Below are 18,528 nucleotides of genomic sequence, written 5' to 3' on the forward strand. Positions count from 1 at the left end.
TTCCCATCATTTTGTTTTCGGACCAGTTGCTCCTATATCGAGCGAGACGGTTTGAAGGCAGGAACTTAACGCATATGAACGCAACAGCTGATACGGCGCGACCTCCGCACCTCTTCTGGACTTTGACCGAAGGCCGCGCATTGTTTGAGTTGGGCTCATTTTATGCACTGCGACGGGCGATGGCACGGCTGCCCAAGGGCGATGGCCATCCGGTGATTGTGCTGCCCGGCTTTCTCGCAAGTGATCGGTCCACCAAACCGATGCGCGACCTGCTGGGCAAGCTTGGCTATGCGGTGCACGGTTGGGACATGGGGCGGAACCTGCGCGTCAATGCCGCGCGTGAGCGGTCGATGAACGACTTGCTGTCGCGAGTTTACGACTCATCCGGGCGCAAGGTGTCGCTTGTCGGCTGGAGCCTTGGCGGCGTGTTCGCCCGCGAAATGGCCAAGGTTGCGCCAGACAAGGTGCGTCAGGTCATCTCGCTCGGCAGCCCGATCACCAATGAGCGCGGCCATACCAACGCGCGCAAACTGTTCGAGCGCCTGAACGGCAAGGAGCCCGCGCCGATGCAGCAGGGCCGCTTCCGCAATCTCGAGCAAGCGCCGCCGGTGCCCACAACATCAATTTTTAGTCGCACAGATGGCATCGTCGCGTGGCGTGGATCAGTGCAGGTCGAGGGACCCCAAACCGACAATATCGAGGTGTTGGCCAGCCATTGCGGGCTCGGCGTGAACCCGATGGTGATGTATGTTCTGGCTGACCGGCTGGCGCAGGCTGAGGATGGCTGGCAGACGTTTGACCGTTCGGGCTGGCGCGGGCTGGTGTTCCGTTCGATCAACGCCGACTGACGGACGTCAAAGTACTCTCGCCATAATCCGGTCAGCGGCCAATCGCCCCGTTTGCGCCGCGCCGTTCATATAGCCGGTGTGGCTGTCTGACAGATGTTCGCCAGCAAACAGGATCGCACCCGACGGGCTCGGCGGGGTGACGCTGCCGTCATCGTCTTCAACCCAGAAATGGCGGGCAAAGCGGGTGAGCTGACCCGGTTTGAAGCACGAATATGCTCCCTGAGCATAAGGATCGGCGGCCCAAGCGGTCCGGCGCAGGCTGCGTGCGGCGAGGCCAGGCACCGCCGGTGCGATCTCCTGCTCGCAAATCCGCAACAGCGCCTCGGGTTCGCGGGTCCGCAGGGCATCGACTTGCGACCCGCCAAAGAACCATGTCAGCACGCCTGCTGACACCGCATCCTGCCCCGCGCTCGCGCCCCAAAATTCGCTGAACGTGCCCGGCGCATCGGTGCGCACTGCCCAGGCTGCACCACCTGCGCCAGTCACCGCCTCCCACGGGCGGCTTGCATAGCCCGCATTGATCTTTTCATTGCGACCGCAGCCAAGTTCGCTGACCAAGGCCTGCCAGCTTTTGGGCAGGGTGTTACCAAAATCGATAGACCGCATCACCTGCGCGGGGACTGTGACGATCACCCGGTCGGCGGTCACGGTTTCCCCATTGGCGAGGCTGAGCTGCAGCTGCCCGCTGCGTTTGCGTATGCCAAGCAAAGCATGGCCTGTCTTGATGTGCGGCATGAGTGGCTCGGCCAGCGCGCGGGTGATCGCCGAAGATCCGCCCGCGATGCTGTATCGCTCGTCACTGCCCGAAATTAGCGCGACCCGGTCGCCACTGATCGCGGGTAGATTGAAGAACAGTTCGAGCGCGGAGACGTCCTGCGGCTCAGAGCCATATTCGGTGCGGATTGTCGCCTCGACCAGCGCGCGGGCTCGGGGCGCTGTCGAGGCACCGGCAGCATCGAGCCAGTCCTTGACCGACATCTGGTCGATGCCGGGGGCGACACGGTCATAGGATGCTTCCATCGCCGCGCTCTCCATTGCGATCCGGGCGGCGAGGGGCTTGAACTCCGTGATCAAGTCAGCCTCGCTCACGTTAATCCCGTCGACGACAAAGCGCTCGTGCGCGGTCATCGTGCTGCGGTCGATCAGGCCGATGTTGAAGCGTTTGGCCAATGCCAGCATGTCGGCGTGGTTCGAGTTGACCAGATGTCCGCCGTCCTCGACATACAGGGCCTCCTCGGGCAAGCCCGCTGAGGTCAGCACTCGCCCACCAACCCGTCCGCGCGCCTCATAAATCGTGGCATCGACTCCGGCGGCGATCAGCCGGTCGAGCGCAACCAGCCCCGCGAGCCCGGCACCGATGATTGCGACGCGGGATTTGCGGCTAGATTTTGCCATTGCAGGGTATTCAGCCAGTGGCAGAGCGGTTGCGGCGCCCAGCGCGGCAAGCAGTTCGCGCCGGTTGATACCGGGCGAGCGTTGATGGGTGGCGTCACTGCCTGTTTGTGCCGCTTTGACGATCAGCCGCCAGACTGTTCCTGAACCGCGCATCGCTTTTGCCCTCCCCCTGGAACAGGTTCAAGGCTAGTTTAAAGACGGGGCGCGTCAAGATTTCGCGTGATTGTGGCTGGATTTTCATGTTGAGCGGTACCACATGCGGCTCTCACGCAGGAGGCTGGCTTTATGCTCAACAGTATCTGGGCACAGATCGCGCTGGCAATGGTCGCGCTGGCGGGGACTGCGACGGTTGCCGATGCGCGCAGGATGCGGCGGCGGGATTTCGACCGCGTCGGCTTCATGCCCTGGCCGACGATCCTGATCGTCGCACTCGTGATTGCGGTGTTCGCTACCGCGCTGGCGCTCAAAGGGCTGTAACGCCCTGCGTTAGTTACAGGCAAGCTTCCAGAAACGCCTGTTCAAATCCGAACTGCCGCGCTTTTTCCAGCGTGTAGGGGCGAAGGCCCGTCGAGCGATAGTCGCCGATGATCTTGCCGTCGGCGCCTTCATCGAGATATTCGAACTTGAACAGCTCCTGCGTCACGATGACGTCGCCCTCCATGCCGATCACCTCGGTGATGTTGGTGACGCGGCGTGACCCATCGCGCAGACGCTTGACCTGAACGATGAGGTCAACCGACTCGGCGATCTGACGGCTGATCGCCTCTTTGGGGATCTTGATGTCGCCCATCAGGATCATGTTTTCCATACGGCCAAGCGCCTCGCGCGGGCTGTTGGCGTGGAGCGTGCACATTGATCCATCATGGCCGGTGTTCATTGCTGCGAGCAGATCGAAGCACTCGCTGCCACGAATTTCGCCGAGGATGATGCGGTCAGGGCGCATACGCAGCGCGTTCTTGACCAGATCGCCGATGCTGATTGCACCCTTGCCTTCCAGGTTGGGCGGACGCGTTTCCAGTGGCAACCAGTGTGGCTGTTGCAGGCGAAGTTCGGCAGCATCCTCGATGGTCAGCACGCGCTCACCCGGATCGATCATTTTCGACAATGCATTGAGCATGGTCGTCTTGCCCGAACCGGTGCCGCCCGAAATGACGACGTTGAACCGGCAGGCTCCGGCAATTTTGAGCGCGGTCGCCATTTTGTCCGACATCGCATTCCAATCCTTGAGATTGTCCAGCGTGATCGGCTTTTCGGAAAACTTACGAATAGACAATGCCGTGCCGCGCAGCGAGAGCGGGGGGATGATGACGTTGACGCGGCTGCCGTCCTTGAGACGGGCATCTGCCAGCGGTGTGGTCTGGTCAACGCGGCGGCCGACCTGGTTAACGATGCGCTGGGCGATCTGCAGCAAATGCTCCTCATCACGGAACTGGATCGGGGCAATGGTAAGCTTGCCCTTCTTTTCGATATAGGTCTGTTCGGGTCCGTTGACCATGATGTCGGTGATCTCAGGGTCGGCGAGAAGTTCCTCGAGCGGGCCAAAGCCGAGCAGCTCATCGATCAGCACTTTTTCAAGCGCGAACTGTTCACGCCGGTTCAGCGTCAGCTTGAGCTCGGCCAGCACTTCGAGGATGATCGGACGGAATTCTTCGGCGAGCTCGTCCTTGGTCAGCGTTGCCGCCGCTTCGGGGTCGACACGCTCAAGCAGACGCGGCAGCACCTGCTCCTTGATCTTGTGCACCGATGCCTCGAAGCCTTCGGCGCGCGGGCCATGGTCGGCAATGGCATTGGCACGGTCCGACAGCCGCGTCATCGCTTCGTTAAGCGCCGCGCTTTCCGGAGTTTCATCGACCATATCGAGCGAAGGAAATTCAGCGGAATTAAGATCGGGAAACTGTTCGCCGCCCATGTCAAACGGGGCACCGCTGCGCGATTCAGACGCAGGAGCCGCACCACCTTTCATCGGGCGGGCGACGCCAAAGTTTGGCCGCATCCCGCTGCCCGGCTGCCCAATCCCGTTTTTCCTGCCAAATGCGCTCATCTTGACCGATGTCCTGGATTTTTGTGACCGATCATATTGATCCGCCGACGTTGATCATGGTGAATAGACCGGAAACTTTGACAATCTCCTAACGGCTGCCCCCTGCCAGATGGGGCGCGCATGGTGTGCCGATCATGCTGCTTGCACTGCTGTGAATATTGGTGATTAAGCCAGCAAAAGATTAACAATCAGCGAGCAGGACGGCGTATTGAGCAACAAGCGATCATCGCCGACCGCAGCCAGTGCCGCGCAGCATGATGTCGCTGCGGGCATGCTGTTTGCACTGGCCGGTTTTGCCTGCCTTTCGGTTGGAGACGGCCTTATCAAGTCGCTTGGCGGCAGCTGGCCGGGTAGCGCCGTTGCCGCGCTGCGCTATGCCTTTGGCGCCCTCGGGCTTGGCGCAATCCTGTTCCTGAAAGAGGGCCGGGCGGGCTTCCGCCTGCCGCTGCCATGGGTGCAGCTCGCGCGCGGGTTTTCGGTTGCGCTGGCAACAATTGCCTTTTTCTCGAGCATATTCTTGATGCCGCTGGCCAGTGCCACCGCGATCCAGTTCATCAGCCCGATGTTGACCGCGCTGCTCTCTGCGGTGTTTCTGCGCGAGCCGATCAGCCGCGGCGCATTGCTTGCCAGCCTGCTTGCCTTTGTCGGCGTGATCATCGTGCTGCGCCCCAGTTTTGTAGACTTGGGCTGGGTTGCGTTGATGCCGTTGGTCGCGGCCATCGGCATGAGTTGGCTCATGATGGCGAACCGTCAGGCGTCCGGATCGGGCAGCGTTTTGCTCATGCAGTTTCTGATTGCCGCGATCGCCGCCCCAATTTTGATCGCTGCGACCGCCATTGGCCATTTTAGCGGGTTTGAACCATTACAGGTCGGCTGGCCAGACGACCACACGATCATGGTCTGCGCAACGGTCGCAATCACGGCCAGCGTGGCGCACATGCTGATCTATATTGCAACGGACCGCAGCTCAGCGGCAACCGTGGCACCGATGGTCTATGTGCAAATCTTGGTCGCGATCGCGATTGGCGTGATATTCTATCAGGATTATCCTGACCAAATTGCGATGGCGGGCACGGCGCTAATCATAGCCAGTGGCCTTTACCTGTGGTCACGGGGCAGGGCATAAGCGTTTGCGGAGGCGATGATGAATGTAACCGGATGGATATTTGCGCTGCTGGCGCAGGCTGCGGCCGCACCTGCGCAACCTGCGTTGCCGTGCTGGCTGAGTGGCTCATGGCAGTCAGAGGAAGGCGAGGGGCGCTGGACAGAGGAAAACTGGACCGATTGTCGCGCCGACACGATGCTGGGCACCGGACGCGGCGGACGCGGGGAGGAGGCGCGCAGCTTCGAGTTCATGCGTATCGCGCGCAACGAAAACGGCGATCTGATGTTCTGGGGTCAGCCATTTGGCAATCCGGCGGCGGGCTTCCGGGCGGTTAAGGCAGGTCCTGCCGAAATCGTGTTCGTCAATCCCAACCACAATTACCCGCAGCGCATCCGCTACTGGATGGAAGGGGAGATGCTGTACGCCGAGGCATCGATGCTCGACGGCAGCAAGCCGCAGGCGTGGCGTTACAAGCGGGTGGCGAAGTAAACGGGAGAAACGTTAGCCTGAAACGCGTTCAGCGAGGACTGTCAGCCCCTGTTCGTTGACCTCGGCAAAGCCGCCTTCGATGGCGATCGTCTCGGGCATCGCGCCTGCGCTCTTGTAGATCGCGACCATGCCGTCGCGCACCGTCGACATCAACGGGGCATGGCCTTCGAGCACGCCAAACTCGCCCTCGGCACCGGGCACGACGACCATATGGACGTCTTCTGAGCGGACGAGCCGTTCGGGCGTGACGAGTTCAAAATGCAGTGCCATTTTCATTCCTTCCCCCTCTCTCCTTCAGGGGAGAGGGCCGGGGAGAGGGGCGATGTGCCATACTCTCCAACAATATCATCGGGTAAAGGAGTGTCCCCCTCTCCCAACCTCTCCCCTGAAGGGGAGAGGAGTTAGGCTTACGCTGCCTCAGCGAGCTTCTTGCCCTTTTCAACGGCTTCTTCAATGCCGCCGACCATGTAGAAGGCCGCTTCGGGCAGGTGATCATATTCGCCGTCGACCACCGCCTTGAAGCTCTTGACAGTGTCTTCGAGCGAAACAAACTTGCCCGAGATGCCGGTGAACACTTCGGCGACGTGGAACGGCTGCGACAGGAACTTCTGGATCTTGCGCGCGCGGGCCACAGTCAGCTTGTCCTCTTCGGAAAGCTCATCCATGCCCAAAATCGCGATGATGTCCTGCAGTGACTTGTACTTTTGCAGCGTTGACTGCACGGCGCGCGCGGTGTCGTAATGCTCTGCGCCGACAACGCGTGGTTCGAGCACGCGGCTGGTCGAATCGAGCGGGTCAACCGCCGGATAGATGCCGAGTTCGGAGATCGCGCGGTTAAGAACAGTCGTCGCATCAAGGTGGGCAAACGATGTGGCAGGGGCAGGGTCGGTCAAGTCATCTGCGGGAACATAGATGGCCTGCACCGAGGTGATCGAGCCCTTGTTGGTCGAGGTGATACGTTCCTGCAACTGGCCCATGTCGGTCGACAGGGTCGGCTGATAGCCCACGGCCGAAGGGATACGACCCAACAATGCCGACACTTCCGAGCCCGCCTGCGTGAAGCGGAAGATGTTGTCGACGAAGAACAGCACGTCCTGGCCTTCCTGGTCGCGGAAATACTCCGCGATGGTCAGTCCCGACAGGGCAACGCGCGCGCGCGCGCCCGGGGGCTCATTCATCTGGCCGTAGACCAAAGCCACCTTGGAACCTTCGCTGATCGCCTCGCCCGCTTCGTTCTTGGCGATCACGCCTGCGTCGAGGAATTCGTGGTAGAGGTCGTTGCCCTCGCGGGTACGCTCGCCCACGCCTGCGAACACGCTGGTGCCGCCATGGCCCTTGGCGATGTTGTTGATCAGTTCCTGGATCAGCACGGTCTTGCCGACGCCGGCGCCGCCGAACAGGCCGATCTTGCCGCCCTTTGCATAAGGCGCGAGCAGATCGATCACCTTGATGCCGGTGACGAGGATTTCGGATTCGGTTGATTGCTCGATGAAGGCAGGTGCCTGCGCATGAATAGGCTGGGTCTGCTTGGCACCAATCGGGCCGCGCTCGTCGATCGGCTCACCGACGACGTTCATGATACGGCCCAGCGTCTCGGGGCCGACCGGCATGCGGATCTGCCCGCCGCTGTCAGATACGTTTTGCCCGCGCACCAGACCATCCGTGCCATCCATCGCGATGCAGCGTACGGTGTTTTCTCCCAGATGCTGCGCGACTTCAAGCACCAGCCGGTTGCCGTTGTTGTCGGTTTCCAGCGCGTTCAGGATGGCGGGGATTTCGCCGTCAAAGGTCACGTCTACGACCGCGCCGATAACCTGGCTGATCTTGCCGATATTGTTGGTGGATGCCATGGGTCAGTTTCCTGCTTGTGAAAGGACTTTACAGCGCTTCGGCGCCGGAGATGATTTCGACGAGTTCGGTGGTGATCGCGGCCTGGCGGCTGCGATTATAGAGAATCGTCAGGTTGTTGATCAGATCGCCTGCGTTGCGCGTCGCGTTGTCCATGGCGGTCATCGACGCGCCCTGTTCTGACGCGGCGTTTTCGAGCAATGCGCCGAACACTTGGGTAGTGACGTTACGCGGCAGAAGTTCGGCGAGGATGTCTTCCTCATCGGGCTCATATTCCACCGCAGCATCGGTGACCGCAGCACCACCCTCGGGAATTGCCACCGGGATAATCTGGCGCCCAATCGGTTCCTGCACCAATGCTGAGCGGAACTTGGAATAGAACAGGTGCGCGACATCGAACTGGCCGTCCTCAAACATTTTGATGACGTCGGCAGCGATGGCCTGCGCTTCGGCAAATCCCTGATTCTTGAGCGCGGTCGTGTCGTAATAGCGCACGATCTGCTTGCCGAATTCGCGGACGATAACTGCGCGGCCTTTGCGCCCAACCAGATAGAACAGCACGGTCTTGCCCGCCGCTTCCAGCTCGCGCACCTTGATCCGCGCAGCCTTGACGATGTTGGCGTTGAACGCTCCGCACAGGCCGCGATCGGATGTCGCGATGATGATCAGGTGCGTCTGGTCTTTGCCGGTCCCAGCCAGCAGCTTGGGTGACGAATCGCTGATCGTGATCTTCGATCCAAGCGAGGCCATCACCCGTTCCAGCCGCAGCGCATAGGGACGCGCAGCCTCAGCCGCCGCCTGCGCCTTGCGCAGCTTGGCCGAGGCGACCATCTGCTTGGCCTTGGTGATCTTCTGGGTCGATTTGACCGAGGCGATCCGACCCTTGAGTTCTTTCAGACTGGCCATTCTTGTCCTTCCACTCCCTCCCCCCTTGAGGGGAGAGGGTCGGGGAGAGGGGAATGCAGATCAACGCTTGGCGTGACTGCTCCTCTCCCATCCCTCTCCCCTGCAGGAGAGAGGGCAATGCATATCAAGCAAACGTCTTCGCGAAACTGTCCAGCGCAGACTTCAGGCTGGCCTTGGCTTCATCGCCCAGATCCTTGGAATCGCGGATCGTGGCGAGCACAGATGCGTGATCGGTGCGCAGAAAGCTGAGCATCGCGGCTTCATATTCATTCACCCGGTTCACCGGGACGCTGTCGAGATAGCCGTTGGTGCCAGCGAAGATCGAAGCGGTTTGCTCTTCGAACGGCATTGGGCTGTATTGTGCCTGCTTGAGCAGCTCGGTCAGGCGCGCGCCCCGATTGAGCAGCTTCTGCGTCGATGCATCAAGGTCAGACCCGAATTGCGCAAATGCCGCCATTTCGCGATACTGAGCAAGCTCGAGCTTGATCGAGCCCGAGACCTTCTTCATCGCCTTGGTCTGCGCTGCAGACCCCACGCGCGACACCGACAGACCCACGTTGATCGCCGGGCGAATGCCCTGGTAAAAAAGATTGGTTTCAAGGAAGATCTGGCCGTCGGTAATCGAGATCACGTTGGTCGGGATATAGGCCGACACATCGCCTGCCTGGGTTTCGATGATCGGCAGCGCGGTCAGCGAGCCCGAACCATTGTCGGAATTCATCTTGGCGGCGCGTTCAAGCAGACGTGAGTGCAGATAGAACACGTCCCCGGGATAGGCTTCACGACCCGGAGGACGACGCAGCAGCAGCGACATCTGGCGATATGCGACGGCCTGCTTCGACAGATCATCATAAACGATCAGCGCATGCATGCCATTGTCGCGGAAGTACTCGCCCATGGTGCAGCCGGTGTAAGGCGCAAGGAACTGAAGCGGTGCGGGCTCCGAGGCGGTTGCGGCAACGACGATGGTGTATTCCATCGCGCCCGATTCTTCGAGCTGGCGCACGATCTGCGCAACGGTCGAGCGCTTCTGGCCGATGGCGACATAGATGCAATACAGCTTCTTGCCTTCATCATCGCCGGCATTGGCCTGCTTCTGGTTGATGAAGGTGTCGATGGCGACAGCGGTCTTGCCAGTCTGACGGTCACCGATGATCAGTTCGCGCTGGCCACGGCCGACGGGCACAAGCGCGTCAATTGCTTTGAGGCCGGTCTGAACGGGTTCATGCACCGATGTGCGCGGAATGATGCCCGGAGCCTTGGTTTCAACACGCATGCGCTTTTCAGCAACGATCGGACCCTTGCCGTCAATCGGATTGCCAAGGCCATCAACGACGCGGCCAAGCAGGCCCTTGCCGACGGGAACGTCAACGATGGTGCCGGTGCGCTTGACGACATCGCCTTCCTTGATCTCGGTATCTGCACCGAAGATCACGACGCCGACATTGTCAGCTTCAAGGTTGAGCGCCATGCCCTTCACGCCGTTGGAGAATTCGACCATCTCACCGGCCTGAACCTTGTCCAGCCCATGAATGCGGGCGATGCCATCGCCGACGCTGAGCACGCTGCCTACTTCGGAAACTTGCGCTTCGGTGCCAAAGTTGGCGATTTGATCCTTGATAACCTTGGAGATTTCTGCGGCACGAATGTCCATGAGAATATTAGCCTTTCATCGCTTGGCTGAGCGTGTTGAGACGGGTCTTGATGCTGGAATCGATCATCTGGCTGCCCATGCGGACGATCAGGCCGCCCAATATGGACGGATCGACCTTGGCGGTGATTTTGATGGTGCGACCGGCGCGATCCTTCAACTGCTTGCGGATTTCATCGATCTGGGGCCCGGACAGCGGGAACGCCGAGGTGACCTCTGCGCTGACTTCCCCGCGATGCGCGGCCACCATCGCATCGAATGCGGTCAGCACCGGCGACAGCTGGTTCAGGCGGCGGTTCTGCGCGAGCACGCCGACCAGATTGGCGGTGAGCGGATCGAGCTTCAAAACGTTGCTCACTGCGGCGACAGCTTTTTCGGCATCGCTGCGGCCAACTGTAAAGCTGTTCACAAGCAACGCAAAATCTTCTGAGTCGGTCAGCGCAGCGCGCAGCGTGGCGACGCTGGCCTCAACTTCGGCCAGATGCTTTTCGTCGCGGGCCAGCGCAAACAATGCTGAGGCGTAACGCCCTGCCAGACTGGCCTGTATCCCGCCGGAAATGTCCACGCGAATGCTTTCCCTTGCCGTGTTGCTTTTGGTTCAGGTGAAACGGCCTGCCTTGCAAGAAGATCGACCTGACGGCGCGGCGGTTAGCACTCATCATGTTGCATTGCAAGACGAGGCGAAACTTCATCGTCGCAGCATCCAAACCCTGCGAAACGCAAGGATTGCGACAGTTTGATGAAGGGTTTGTTTACCAAATATTTGGCCGCGCATGTCACCAGATGCTTGCGCTTCGACCGATGTTTCGCTTCGCAAAAATGGAATCGCCACGCACAATGCCCCAGCTCAGCTTTCGTCGCAAAGAATGGATCAATTATCTCGCTGCCATGAGCGTCCAGGCCAAGGTCAGGCTTGGCCTTGCGGTGATGCTCGGATTTCTGGCATTTCTGGCAGTTGCATCAATCAGCGTGGTGGTTGTCACGCAATACACGACCAGCCAGCTGATTGCCAACCGCATCCAGCCGACCATCCGCATGCAGGCGATCATCGATGACTATCGAGATGCCCTGTCGGTCTCAAGCAAAGTGCGCGCCGAGGTCATGCCGGTCGCCAGCGCCCTGAGTGCGATCAATGCGCTTGAACGTGGCATCGAAACAAACTGGGTAAAGCTTGAGACCAGTGCCTTTGCCGAGGATTTTGCGCCCGAGATGGCAGAACTTACGCGCAACCGCCAAAAGGCGGACGAGGCGATCGAGAAGTTGCGCAAGATCCTGCGCAGCGGTCAGCTCGACGACATCGATTATTTTGTCTCAAACGAATTGAATCACGGGTTCGATCCGATGCTGATCACCAGCCAGAATATCATCGATGCCATGCGCGCGCGCGCAGGTGTCCAACTGGCGAGGCTACGCTACGTTTATCTGTCAGTCTTTGTGCTGGCTGGGGTGATGATGCTTGCCGCCGGCCTGTTCGTGAACTGGTGCGTGCGCTACACGAATCGCAGCTTTCTGGTGCCGCTCGTCAGTCTGGCCGACTATGCGATGCCCGAGAATCGCGACAAAGTTGCGCCCCAGGTGCTGGGGCTGCGTCGGCGCGACGAGATCGGCGCGATTGCGCGCGCAATCCACCGTTCGCACGCCAAGGCCGACCGCGCGCTGGCTGCTGAAAAGGAGCGGCAGGCAACAAAATTCCAGCTGCAGCGTGAACAACTCGACCGTCAGGAGGAACGCGACCGGCGCGCACGCGATCTCGACGCATTGTTTGCCGACAATGAGGCGCGGCTTTCTGTGTTGTCCAATGATCTCGCACGCGCGGCGCAAGGCATGCGCGACAGTGCCCAGATGATGAAGCACAGCGCGGCACAAGCCCAGGATTATAGCCTTTTTGTCGCGACCCATGCCAACCAGACCGCTGATTCGATGCAGACGATCGACGCATCGGGACGCCATTTGATGGCCACCGGCGGCGAAGTCCGCGCGTTGGTGGCGGGCAGCGCCCGTAATGTTCACGAGGCGCATTTGGCGAGCCGGACCAGCCGCGAAACTGCCCAGAACCTGCAGACCGTTGCTGATGAAATTTCGGGCATTCTCGCGTTGATCACCCACATTGCCAAACAGACCAACCTGCTGGCGCTGAACGCCACCATTGAAGCGGCGCGAGCGGGTGATGCCGGACGCGGCTTTGCGGTGGTGGCGCAAGAGGTCAAGAACCTCGCCAGCCAGACCCAAACTGCCGCTGCATCGGTGGAAAGCCGTCTTGGCGCGATTGCCAGCATGACGCTTGAGGTGTCCGCCTCGATTGTTGCGGTCGATGGCCAGGTTGACGAAATTCGCCAAAACTCCGATCGGATCGATGAAGCGGTGACCGAACAACACAGGGCCAGCAGCGATATCCTTGGATCAATCCGTGAGGTTTTGGCCAGCAGCCAGGAAGTCGTGCAGCATATGACCGAGCTGAAGGAAAAGTCGTCGCACGCCACCGCAACCGCTGATCAGCTCGGGCTGGCGGCCGAGACGATCGCCAGTCAGTCGCTTGAGCTGCGCGAACAGATGCAGCAGCTGGCGCGGGCGGTACAATCCGCCTGACACTGGTCGATGCTTTGACCGCATGATCCGGGACGCCGAACACAGTCACATTGCTTAGGGTCGCTGACATCACCAACAAACGGGAGATGTCATGATGACATACGCCATTCGCGGCTTGCCGCGGACAGACTTTGTGGCTTTATTTGCGTTGGATGACGCATCGCTGGCGGCACGTGGTGCACGGCGCGTTGTTGCTGATCGCAAGCCCGGATTTCCTTGCCGAATCAGCCTGCAGGATGCCGAGCCTGGTGAAGCACTGATTTTGCTGCACCACGTCAGTCACCGAGTCGGCACGCCGTATCGCAGCGCCTATGCGATCCTTGTGCGCGAGGATGCAGCGCAGGCGGCACGTTATTTTGATGCGGTTCCGCCAGTTCTGGACGGTCGCGCAATCGCGCTGAGGGCATTTGATGCCGATGCCATGTTGCGTGATGTCCGGCTCGCAATGCCGGGTGGCGTTGATGCCGGCATTCGCGCGCTGTTTGCCAATCCGGAAATTGCCTATATCCATGCGCACAACGCGGCGCACGGGTGCTTTGCCGCGCGAATCGACAGGGCATGACGTTGCAAACCAGTCTCGACGATGATGCGGCTTGGCAGGCTGTGCTCGCGCGCGATCGGCATTTTGACGGACGTTTCGTCACCGGCGTATTGAGCACAGGCATCTATTGCCGCCCGTCATGCCCGGCGCGGCATCCGGCGCGTGCCAACGTGCGGTTTTTTGTGGACGGTGCAGCAGCGCGCGCCGCCGGGCTTCGGGCGTGCAGGCGATGTTTGCCCGATGATGTTGCGCGCGATGAACGGGCGGTGCTCGATGCGATTGCAGCTATTCGGGGCAGCGACGAACCGCTGGCGCTGGCCGCATTGGCGACACAAAGCGGCTATTCGCCTGCGCATTTCCAGCGCCTGTTTACCCGGAACACGGGGCTGTCACCCGCCGCTTATGCTCGTGCCTTGCGCAGCGAACGCGCGCATACGGCGTTGAGCGCGGCTGACCGCGTCACCGATGCTGTCTATGACGCAGGATATTCAGGTCCGTCGCGGTTTTACGCGGCGATGAAAGGAAGGACGGGCATGGAGCCATCGGTATGGCGGCGTGGCGGCGAGGGTATGACCATCCACTGGGCGGTGATGCCCTGTTCATTAGGCGATCTGTTGGTCGCCGTGACTGCCAAGGGGGTCTGCCGCCTATCATTCAACGAGACAGCAGCGGACCTTGCAAAGCGTTTTCCCAACGCGACACTGCACGCTGCGACAGCCGGGACCAGCGATATGTTCAACCGCGCCTTGGCCGGAGTAGAAGCCCCAGCGACCGCAGCTCAGGTGCCGATTGATGTGCGCGGCACGGCCTTTCAGGAGCTGGTGTGGAAGGCCTTGAGCGCTATTCCACCCGGAGAAACCCGCAGCTATGCCCAGATCGCCGCGAGCATCGGCAGACCAAAAGCGGTGCGCGCGGTCGGCTCTGCCTGCGGCGCCAACCAGGTTGCCGTGCTGATCCCATGCCACCGCGCGATGCGCACCGATGGCACGCTGGGCGGCTATGCTTATGGTCTGGACATCAAGTCTGCGCTGCTCGACAAGGAACGCAAGGCTTAAAGGTCGCTATTGTGCTGCCGGAGCCCGACGCTTGCAATCATAGACGAACACCTCGTTGGGTTCGGCGGGTAGCGCCTGACGCAATGCCTTTTGCATGTCCTCCAGATCGGTGAGTGCCTCTGGGTTGGTGGTGCAGCTGTTGTTGGTATAGCGGTTGCGGATTTTGCGGGCGGCCTGCATGTTGTCCAGCCCCAACAGGAACGTGTCAGTTCTGAACTGGCTGGTTTGTGGATCGAAGCGGTTGATCAGCACGGTCTGGTCCTCGTTACGAACAAACACGCGCGTCCATCCTTTCACATCGCGGCCATATTGGGTGCGCGCGTTAACACAGCCAGCGGCAGACCAAACAAGGTCGAGGGGCCCGGGCCGGGTGCCGGTGATGCGGCTGCGCTCGGGCACAATTGTGCACTGATAGCGGCCATCGGCGCTGCCCGGCGTGGAAGCTTGAGCGGTCTCGCGCTTGTCCAGCGCGGTCATCGCGGCAACCGCAATATCCTCTGCCTGATCGAAGCCGGGGCGAGTGGCAAAGGCCAGAACGCCAAACAATGCCAGCCCGGCGGCAACGCCAGCGGCAATTTTCATGCGGTTCGCTTCACCGCGCTCATGCAACATGTAAGCCGCAGCGCCGCCAAGCGCGGCCAGAATCATGGCGAGCGCAGCGACCGCCAGATGATTTTCACGCCGGCCGATGATGGTATATTCGGCTTCGCGTAGCGCATCTTGCGCCGCTGCTGATTTAGCCATGGACACGGACAGTTCGCGCTCGCGCGATTCGGCCAATGCCGCCTGGCTGCGCGCGCGTTCTTCCGCTGACAGGTCTGCTGCCGACCGGCAGTCAGTATCTGACAAGCGATAGGCGACCTTGGCATTGCGCAGGAAAGGCAGCAACTCGCGATTCGATATCGCAAAGCCATATTCGGCATCATTGCCGTCTGACAGCGATCCAAAACTGTTGACCCCGACCACGCGCCCGCACAGATCAACCAGCGGCCCGCCGCTGTTGCCCTTGGCGAGCGCGGCAGTGTGCAGGATCGTGTCGAATTCGCGGGTTGTGCGCCCGCTCGACGTCACACCGGGGGTCTTGACCGGTGCCATCGGATTGACCGTTTCGCGTGCATCCAGCCCTTGGGCGCGGTCAACGTTGGCTGGGTAACCAATCGCCATCACCGACGCGCCATCGGCCAGTGGATTGGCGAGCAAGGCAACGCTCGGCAAGCGCCCGCCCTGCACTTCGATCAGCGCGAGATCATTTTTGACAGAGATGGTCTTGAGCGTGCCGCCATAGGTGGTCGTTCCCTCTGACGGGATGATGCCGATGCGGATCGATGCATCGTCAGTCAACGGCGCCAGCAGGTGAGCGTTGGTGACAATCTTGTTCGGGGCCACTGCAAAGCCGCTGCCGTGACCGACATAAAATGTTTCGTCGCCATCGCTGGCAATCAGTACGACGCGCACGACGGATCGGCTGGTCGCCTGGATATCATTGGGGTCTGCTGCGAGCGGCACGGCCAGCGTCGCGACCAGAACGGCGAACAGGGCAGCGAAGATGCGTATGGGGTTCATGGGCTGATGTTCTTAGCTGGTCTGCCCGACGCGTCTAGCGGCAAAGCCACATCGCCGCGCAAAGGCGTTGATCAGACGAAACTGTAGGGATCAACATCGACAGCAAGCCGTGCACCCGGTGGCAGCCGCTCAGGCCCAAGCCACTGCCGGATGATGCGTTGCATTTCCACCGTCCGCCTCGCGTGGACCAGCAGGCGGAAACGATAGCGTCCGCGCAACAACGATAGCGGGGCAGGGGCTGGGCCGTAGACCTGAAAGCCGTCAAGTTCGGGCGCGCTGGCCCTGATCTGCCGCGCGGTGTCTCGCGCCTCGTTCTGGTCTTCTGACGAGATGATGATTGCGGCCAGTCGCCCGAACGGCGGCACTCCGGCATCGCGCCGCGCCTGGGTTTCAGCTGCGTAAAACGCCTCACGGTCGCCGCGCACCAGCGCGTCGATCACCGGCGCGTCAGGGTGGTGCGTCTGCAGGAATACCTGGCCAGGCTTGGCGGCGCGTCCGGCGCGGCCAGCAACCTGGGCGATCTGTTGGAACGTGCGTTCGCCTGCGCGCAGGTCGCCGCCCTCAAGCCCGATATCAGCATCAACCACACCGACCAGTGTCAGTTCTGGAAAATGATAGCCCTTGGTCACCAGCTGTGTGCCGATGATCACGTCGATCAACCTGTTCTCGACCGATGCCACAAACTCAGCGGCTTTTTGCGGTGACCAGATCGTGTCAGAGGTAACAATGGCGGTGCGCGCCGCGGGAAACAGCGCCGCGACCTCATCAGCAATACGCTCCACACCGGGGCCGCAGGCGACAAGACTGTCGGCCTCGCCGCATTGCGGACAGGCAGCAGGCCGGGGGTCGCCATGGCCACAATGGTGACAGGCGAGGCGCCCCGACAGCCGATGATCAACCATCCATGCGGTGCAATTGGGGCACTTGAACCGGTGCCCGCAGTTGCGACACAGGGTAAGCGGCGCATAGCCGCGACGGTTGAGGAACAGCAGCGACTGCTCGCCGCGCTGCAGTCGCGCTTGCATTGCTGCAACCAGCGGTGGCGCAAGCCAATGCCCGCGTGCCGGGGGATGCTTCGTCAGGTCAATCAGCGCGATGTCGGGCAGCGTCGCGCCGCCAAACCGGTGTTCGAGCACCAAAGCCTCATAGCGCCCGGCATCGGCCATCACCCGGCTTTCCAGCGCAGGTGTTGCACTGGATAGCACCACAGGGCATTGCTCGAATTGGCCGCGCATCACCGCGACATCGCGCGCATTGTAACGCACGCCATCCTCCTGCTTGAAGCTGGTTTCATGCGCCTCATCGACCACGATCAGCCCAAGCTGAGCATAGGGCAGGAACAGCGCCGAGCGCGCCCCGACGATGATCCGCCCATCGCCGGTTCCGATGGCGTGCCATGCGCGCCGCCGCTCGCTCTGCTTCAGGCCAGAATGCCACGCGACTGGCGTTGCGCCGAACCGTGCCTCAATCCGCGCCAGAAATGGCTGGGTGAGCGCAATTTCGGGCAGCAGCAGCAAGATCTGCCTGTCCTGCCGGAGCGCCTCGGCCATCGCTTCGAAATACACCTCGGTCTTGCCCGACCCGGTGACGCCATCAAGTAGGAATGGCGTTGCCTCTTCGGACTTGACCGAACCAATCAGCCGGTCTGCCGCCGCGCGCTGTTCTGGGTTGAGCTGAGGTGCCAGATAGTCCGGGTCAGGCCTTGGATAGGGGCGGTCCATCGTCACCTCGACCGCTTGCATATGCCCCGCCTGCACCAGTGAGCGAATCACGCCCTCCGAGACGCCCGCGAGCGCCGCCAGTTCGCGCACGCTCGCCTGCGCGTCGCCCAATGTGTCGTAAACCATCGCGCGCTGCGGGGTGAGGCGGGCAGGTGGCGGTCCCGATAATCGATATTCGGTGAGGCTGCGCCCGCTGCCCAGCACCGATCCTGTTGGCAAGGTCATCCGCGCGACGGCTGCGGGGTGGGCGAGATAATAATCTGCGGTCCAGGCGATCAGCCTGCGCAGCGGTTGCGCAATGGGCGGCACATCGTGGACCGCGAGCACCGGGCGCAGCTTGGCTGAATCGACAACATCGCCGGCATCGCTGTCGCCATCCCAGACAATCCCGTCGATCCGGCGCGGCCCCAACGGCACCGACACCACGGCGCCAGCTGGAAGCGCCATGCCATCGGGCACGCTGTAATCGAGCGGACCAATCGCGCTGTTGAACAGGAGGACACGGACACGGGGCTTCACCCGCCCACCTTAGGACACAGACGCCCCGGCGTATATCTGGTTAACGGTGCCGCCCATGCGCGCTATAGCCCGGATCGACTCACCTGCGGCGCTTTGACCTGCAGGCAGCTGACAAAAGGGCCAACGCGCATGAAATTCTTCGCCGACACCGCCGACACTGCAGACATCGCCGATCTGGCCGCCACCGGCCTGCTTGACGGGGTAACCACCAACCCGTCGCTGATCGCCAAATCGGGTCGTGATTTTATCGAGGTGACACG

At 61.2% G+C, this 18,528-nt stretch carries 17 protein-coding genes; 8 read left to right on the top strand and 9 right to left on the bottom strand.

Annotation, left to right across the window (positions count from 1 at the left end):
* The first annotated feature begins 74 nt into the window (after nucleotides 1-74).
* Nucleotides 75-848 carry an esterase/lipase family protein gene (locus ACEW8G_RS00110; protein WP_373486421.1) on the top strand — a complete coding sequence of 258 codons (774 nt, stop codon included), beginning with the start codon at nucleotides 75-77 and terminating at the stop codon, nucleotides 846-848.
* Between the two features lie 6 nt (nucleotides 849-854).
* On the opposite strand, the gene ACEW8G_RS00115 is transcribed toward ACEW8G_RS00110, so the two are convergent.
* Nucleotides 855-2,396, bottom strand: a complete 1,542-nt coding sequence (locus tag ACEW8G_RS00115) for a flavin monoamine oxidase family protein (RefSeq protein WP_373486422.1) — start codon at nucleotides 2,394-2,396, stop codon at nucleotides 855-857.
* A gap of 132 nt (nucleotides 2,397-2,528) precedes the next feature.
* Here ACEW8G_RS00115 and ACEW8G_RS00120 point away from each other — a divergent pair, with 132 nt between their 5' ends.
* A complete protein-coding gene (locus ACEW8G_RS00120) occupies nucleotides 2,529-2,720 on the top strand; it encodes a hypothetical protein (protein WP_373486423.1) in 192 nt (63 codons plus the stop codon).
* 13 nt (nucleotides 2,721-2,733) lie between these two features.
* Here ACEW8G_RS00120 and ACEW8G_RS00125 read toward each other — a convergent pair whose 3' ends face one another.
* Complete coding sequence (locus ACEW8G_RS00125) at nucleotides 2,734-4,284, bottom strand: CpaF family protein (protein ID WP_373486424.1); 1,551 nt, start codon at nucleotides 4,282-4,284, stop codon at nucleotides 2,734-2,736.
* Nucleotides 4,285-4,492: 208 nt separating this feature from the next.
* Here ACEW8G_RS00125 and ACEW8G_RS00130 point away from each other — a divergent pair, with 208 nt between their 5' ends.
* Both ACEW8G_RS00130 and ACEW8G_RS00135 read left to right on the top strand, forming a co-directional pair.
* Complete coding sequence (locus ACEW8G_RS00130; protein WP_373486425.1) at nucleotides 4,493-5,410, top strand: DMT family transporter; 918 nt, start codon at nucleotides 4,493-4,495, stop codon at nucleotides 5,408-5,410.
* Nucleotides 5,411-5,425: 15 nt separating this feature from the next.
* Nucleotides 5,426-5,878, top strand: coding sequence for a DUF6265 family protein (locus ACEW8G_RS00135; protein WP_373486426.1), 453 nt, complete (start codon nucleotides 5,426-5,428; stop codon nucleotides 5,876-5,878).
* A gap of 12 nt (nucleotides 5,879-5,890) precedes the next feature.
* On the opposite strand, the gene ACEW8G_RS00140 is transcribed toward ACEW8G_RS00135, so the two are convergent.
* The 5 genes from ACEW8G_RS00140 to ACEW8G_RS00160 all read right to left on the bottom strand — a co-directional run bounded on the left by ACEW8G_RS00140 (nucleotide 5,891) and on the right by ACEW8G_RS00160 (nucleotide 10,848).
* Nucleotides 5,891-6,148: an ATP synthase F1 subunit epsilon gene (locus ACEW8G_RS00140; RefSeq protein WP_373486437.1), complete on the bottom strand. Its 258-nt coding sequence runs from the start codon at nucleotides 6,146-6,148 to the stop codon at nucleotides 5,891-5,893.
* Nucleotides 6,149-6,285: 137 nt separating this feature from the next.
* A complete protein-coding gene (atpD, locus tag ACEW8G_RS00145; protein WP_373486427.1) occupies nucleotides 6,286-7,728 on the bottom strand; it encodes a F0F1 ATP synthase subunit beta in 1,443 nt (480 codons plus the stop codon).
* Between the two features lie 28 nt (nucleotides 7,729-7,756).
* Nucleotides 7,757-8,632: a F0F1 ATP synthase subunit gamma gene (locus ACEW8G_RS00150; RefSeq protein WP_373486428.1), complete on the bottom strand. Its 876-nt coding sequence runs from the start codon at nucleotides 8,630-8,632 to the stop codon at nucleotides 7,757-7,759.
* Between the two features lie 124 nt (nucleotides 8,633-8,756).
* The gene (atpA, locus tag ACEW8G_RS00155; protein ID WP_373486429.1) at nucleotides 8,757-10,286 is read right to left on the bottom strand and encodes a F0F1 ATP synthase subunit alpha; all 1,530 of its coding nucleotides are present in this window, start codon (nucleotides 10,284-10,286) and stop codon (nucleotides 8,757-8,759) included.
* 7 nt (nucleotides 10,287-10,293) lie between these two features.
* Nucleotides 10,294-10,848: a F0F1 ATP synthase subunit delta gene (locus ACEW8G_RS00160; protein ID WP_373486430.1), complete on the bottom strand. Its 555-nt coding sequence runs from the start codon at nucleotides 10,846-10,848 to the stop codon at nucleotides 10,294-10,296.
* Nucleotides 10,849-11,120: 272 nt separating this feature from the next.
* Here ACEW8G_RS00160 and ACEW8G_RS00165 point away from each other — a divergent pair, with 272 nt between their 5' ends.
* The 3 genes from ACEW8G_RS00165 to ACEW8G_RS00175 all read left to right on the top strand — a co-directional run bounded on the left by ACEW8G_RS00165 (nucleotide 11,121) and on the right by ACEW8G_RS00175 (nucleotide 14,465).
* Nucleotides 11,121-12,869, top strand: a complete 1,749-nt coding sequence (locus ACEW8G_RS00165) for a methyl-accepting chemotaxis protein (protein WP_373486431.1) — start codon at nucleotides 11,121-11,123, stop codon at nucleotides 12,867-12,869.
* Nucleotides 12,870-12,960: 91 nt separating this feature from the next.
* Nucleotides 12,961-13,431 carry a DUF1203 domain-containing protein gene (locus ACEW8G_RS00170; RefSeq protein WP_373486432.1) on the top strand — a complete coding sequence of 157 codons (471 nt, stop codon included), beginning with the start codon at nucleotides 12,961-12,963 and terminating at the stop codon, nucleotides 13,429-13,431.
* Nucleotides 13,428-14,465 carry a bifunctional transcriptional activator/DNA repair enzyme AdaA gene (locus ACEW8G_RS00175; RefSeq protein WP_373486433.1) on the top strand — a complete coding sequence of 346 codons (1,038 nt, stop codon included), beginning with the start codon at nucleotides 13,428-13,430 and terminating at the stop codon, nucleotides 14,463-14,465. Before ACEW8G_RS00170 ends, ACEW8G_RS00175 begins: the two co-directional genes overlap by 4 nt.
* Nucleotides 14,466-14,471: 6 nt before the next feature.
* Here ACEW8G_RS00175 and ACEW8G_RS00180 read toward each other — a convergent pair whose 3' ends face one another.
* Nucleotides 14,472-16,028, bottom strand: coding sequence for a S1C family serine protease (locus ACEW8G_RS00180; RefSeq protein ID WP_373486434.1), 1,557 nt, complete (start codon nucleotides 16,026-16,028; stop codon nucleotides 14,472-14,474).
* Between the two features lie 71 nt (nucleotides 16,029-16,099).
* A complete protein-coding gene (locus tag ACEW8G_RS00185; RefSeq protein ID WP_373486435.1) occupies nucleotides 16,100-18,268 on the bottom strand; it encodes a primosomal protein N' in 2,169 nt (722 codons plus the stop codon).
* A 129-nt stretch (nucleotides 18,269-18,397) separates the two neighbouring features.
* Here ACEW8G_RS00185 and ACEW8G_RS00190 point away from each other — a divergent pair.
* Nucleotides 18,398-18,528: transaldolase family protein (locus ACEW8G_RS00190; protein ID WP_373486438.1), on the top strand; the 131-nt coding region annotated here is incomplete at its 3' end.

This window comes from Blastomonas sp., from assembly GCF_041747255.1.
Lineage (GTDB): Bacteria > Pseudomonadota > Alphaproteobacteria > Sphingomonadales > Sphingomonadaceae > Blastomonas.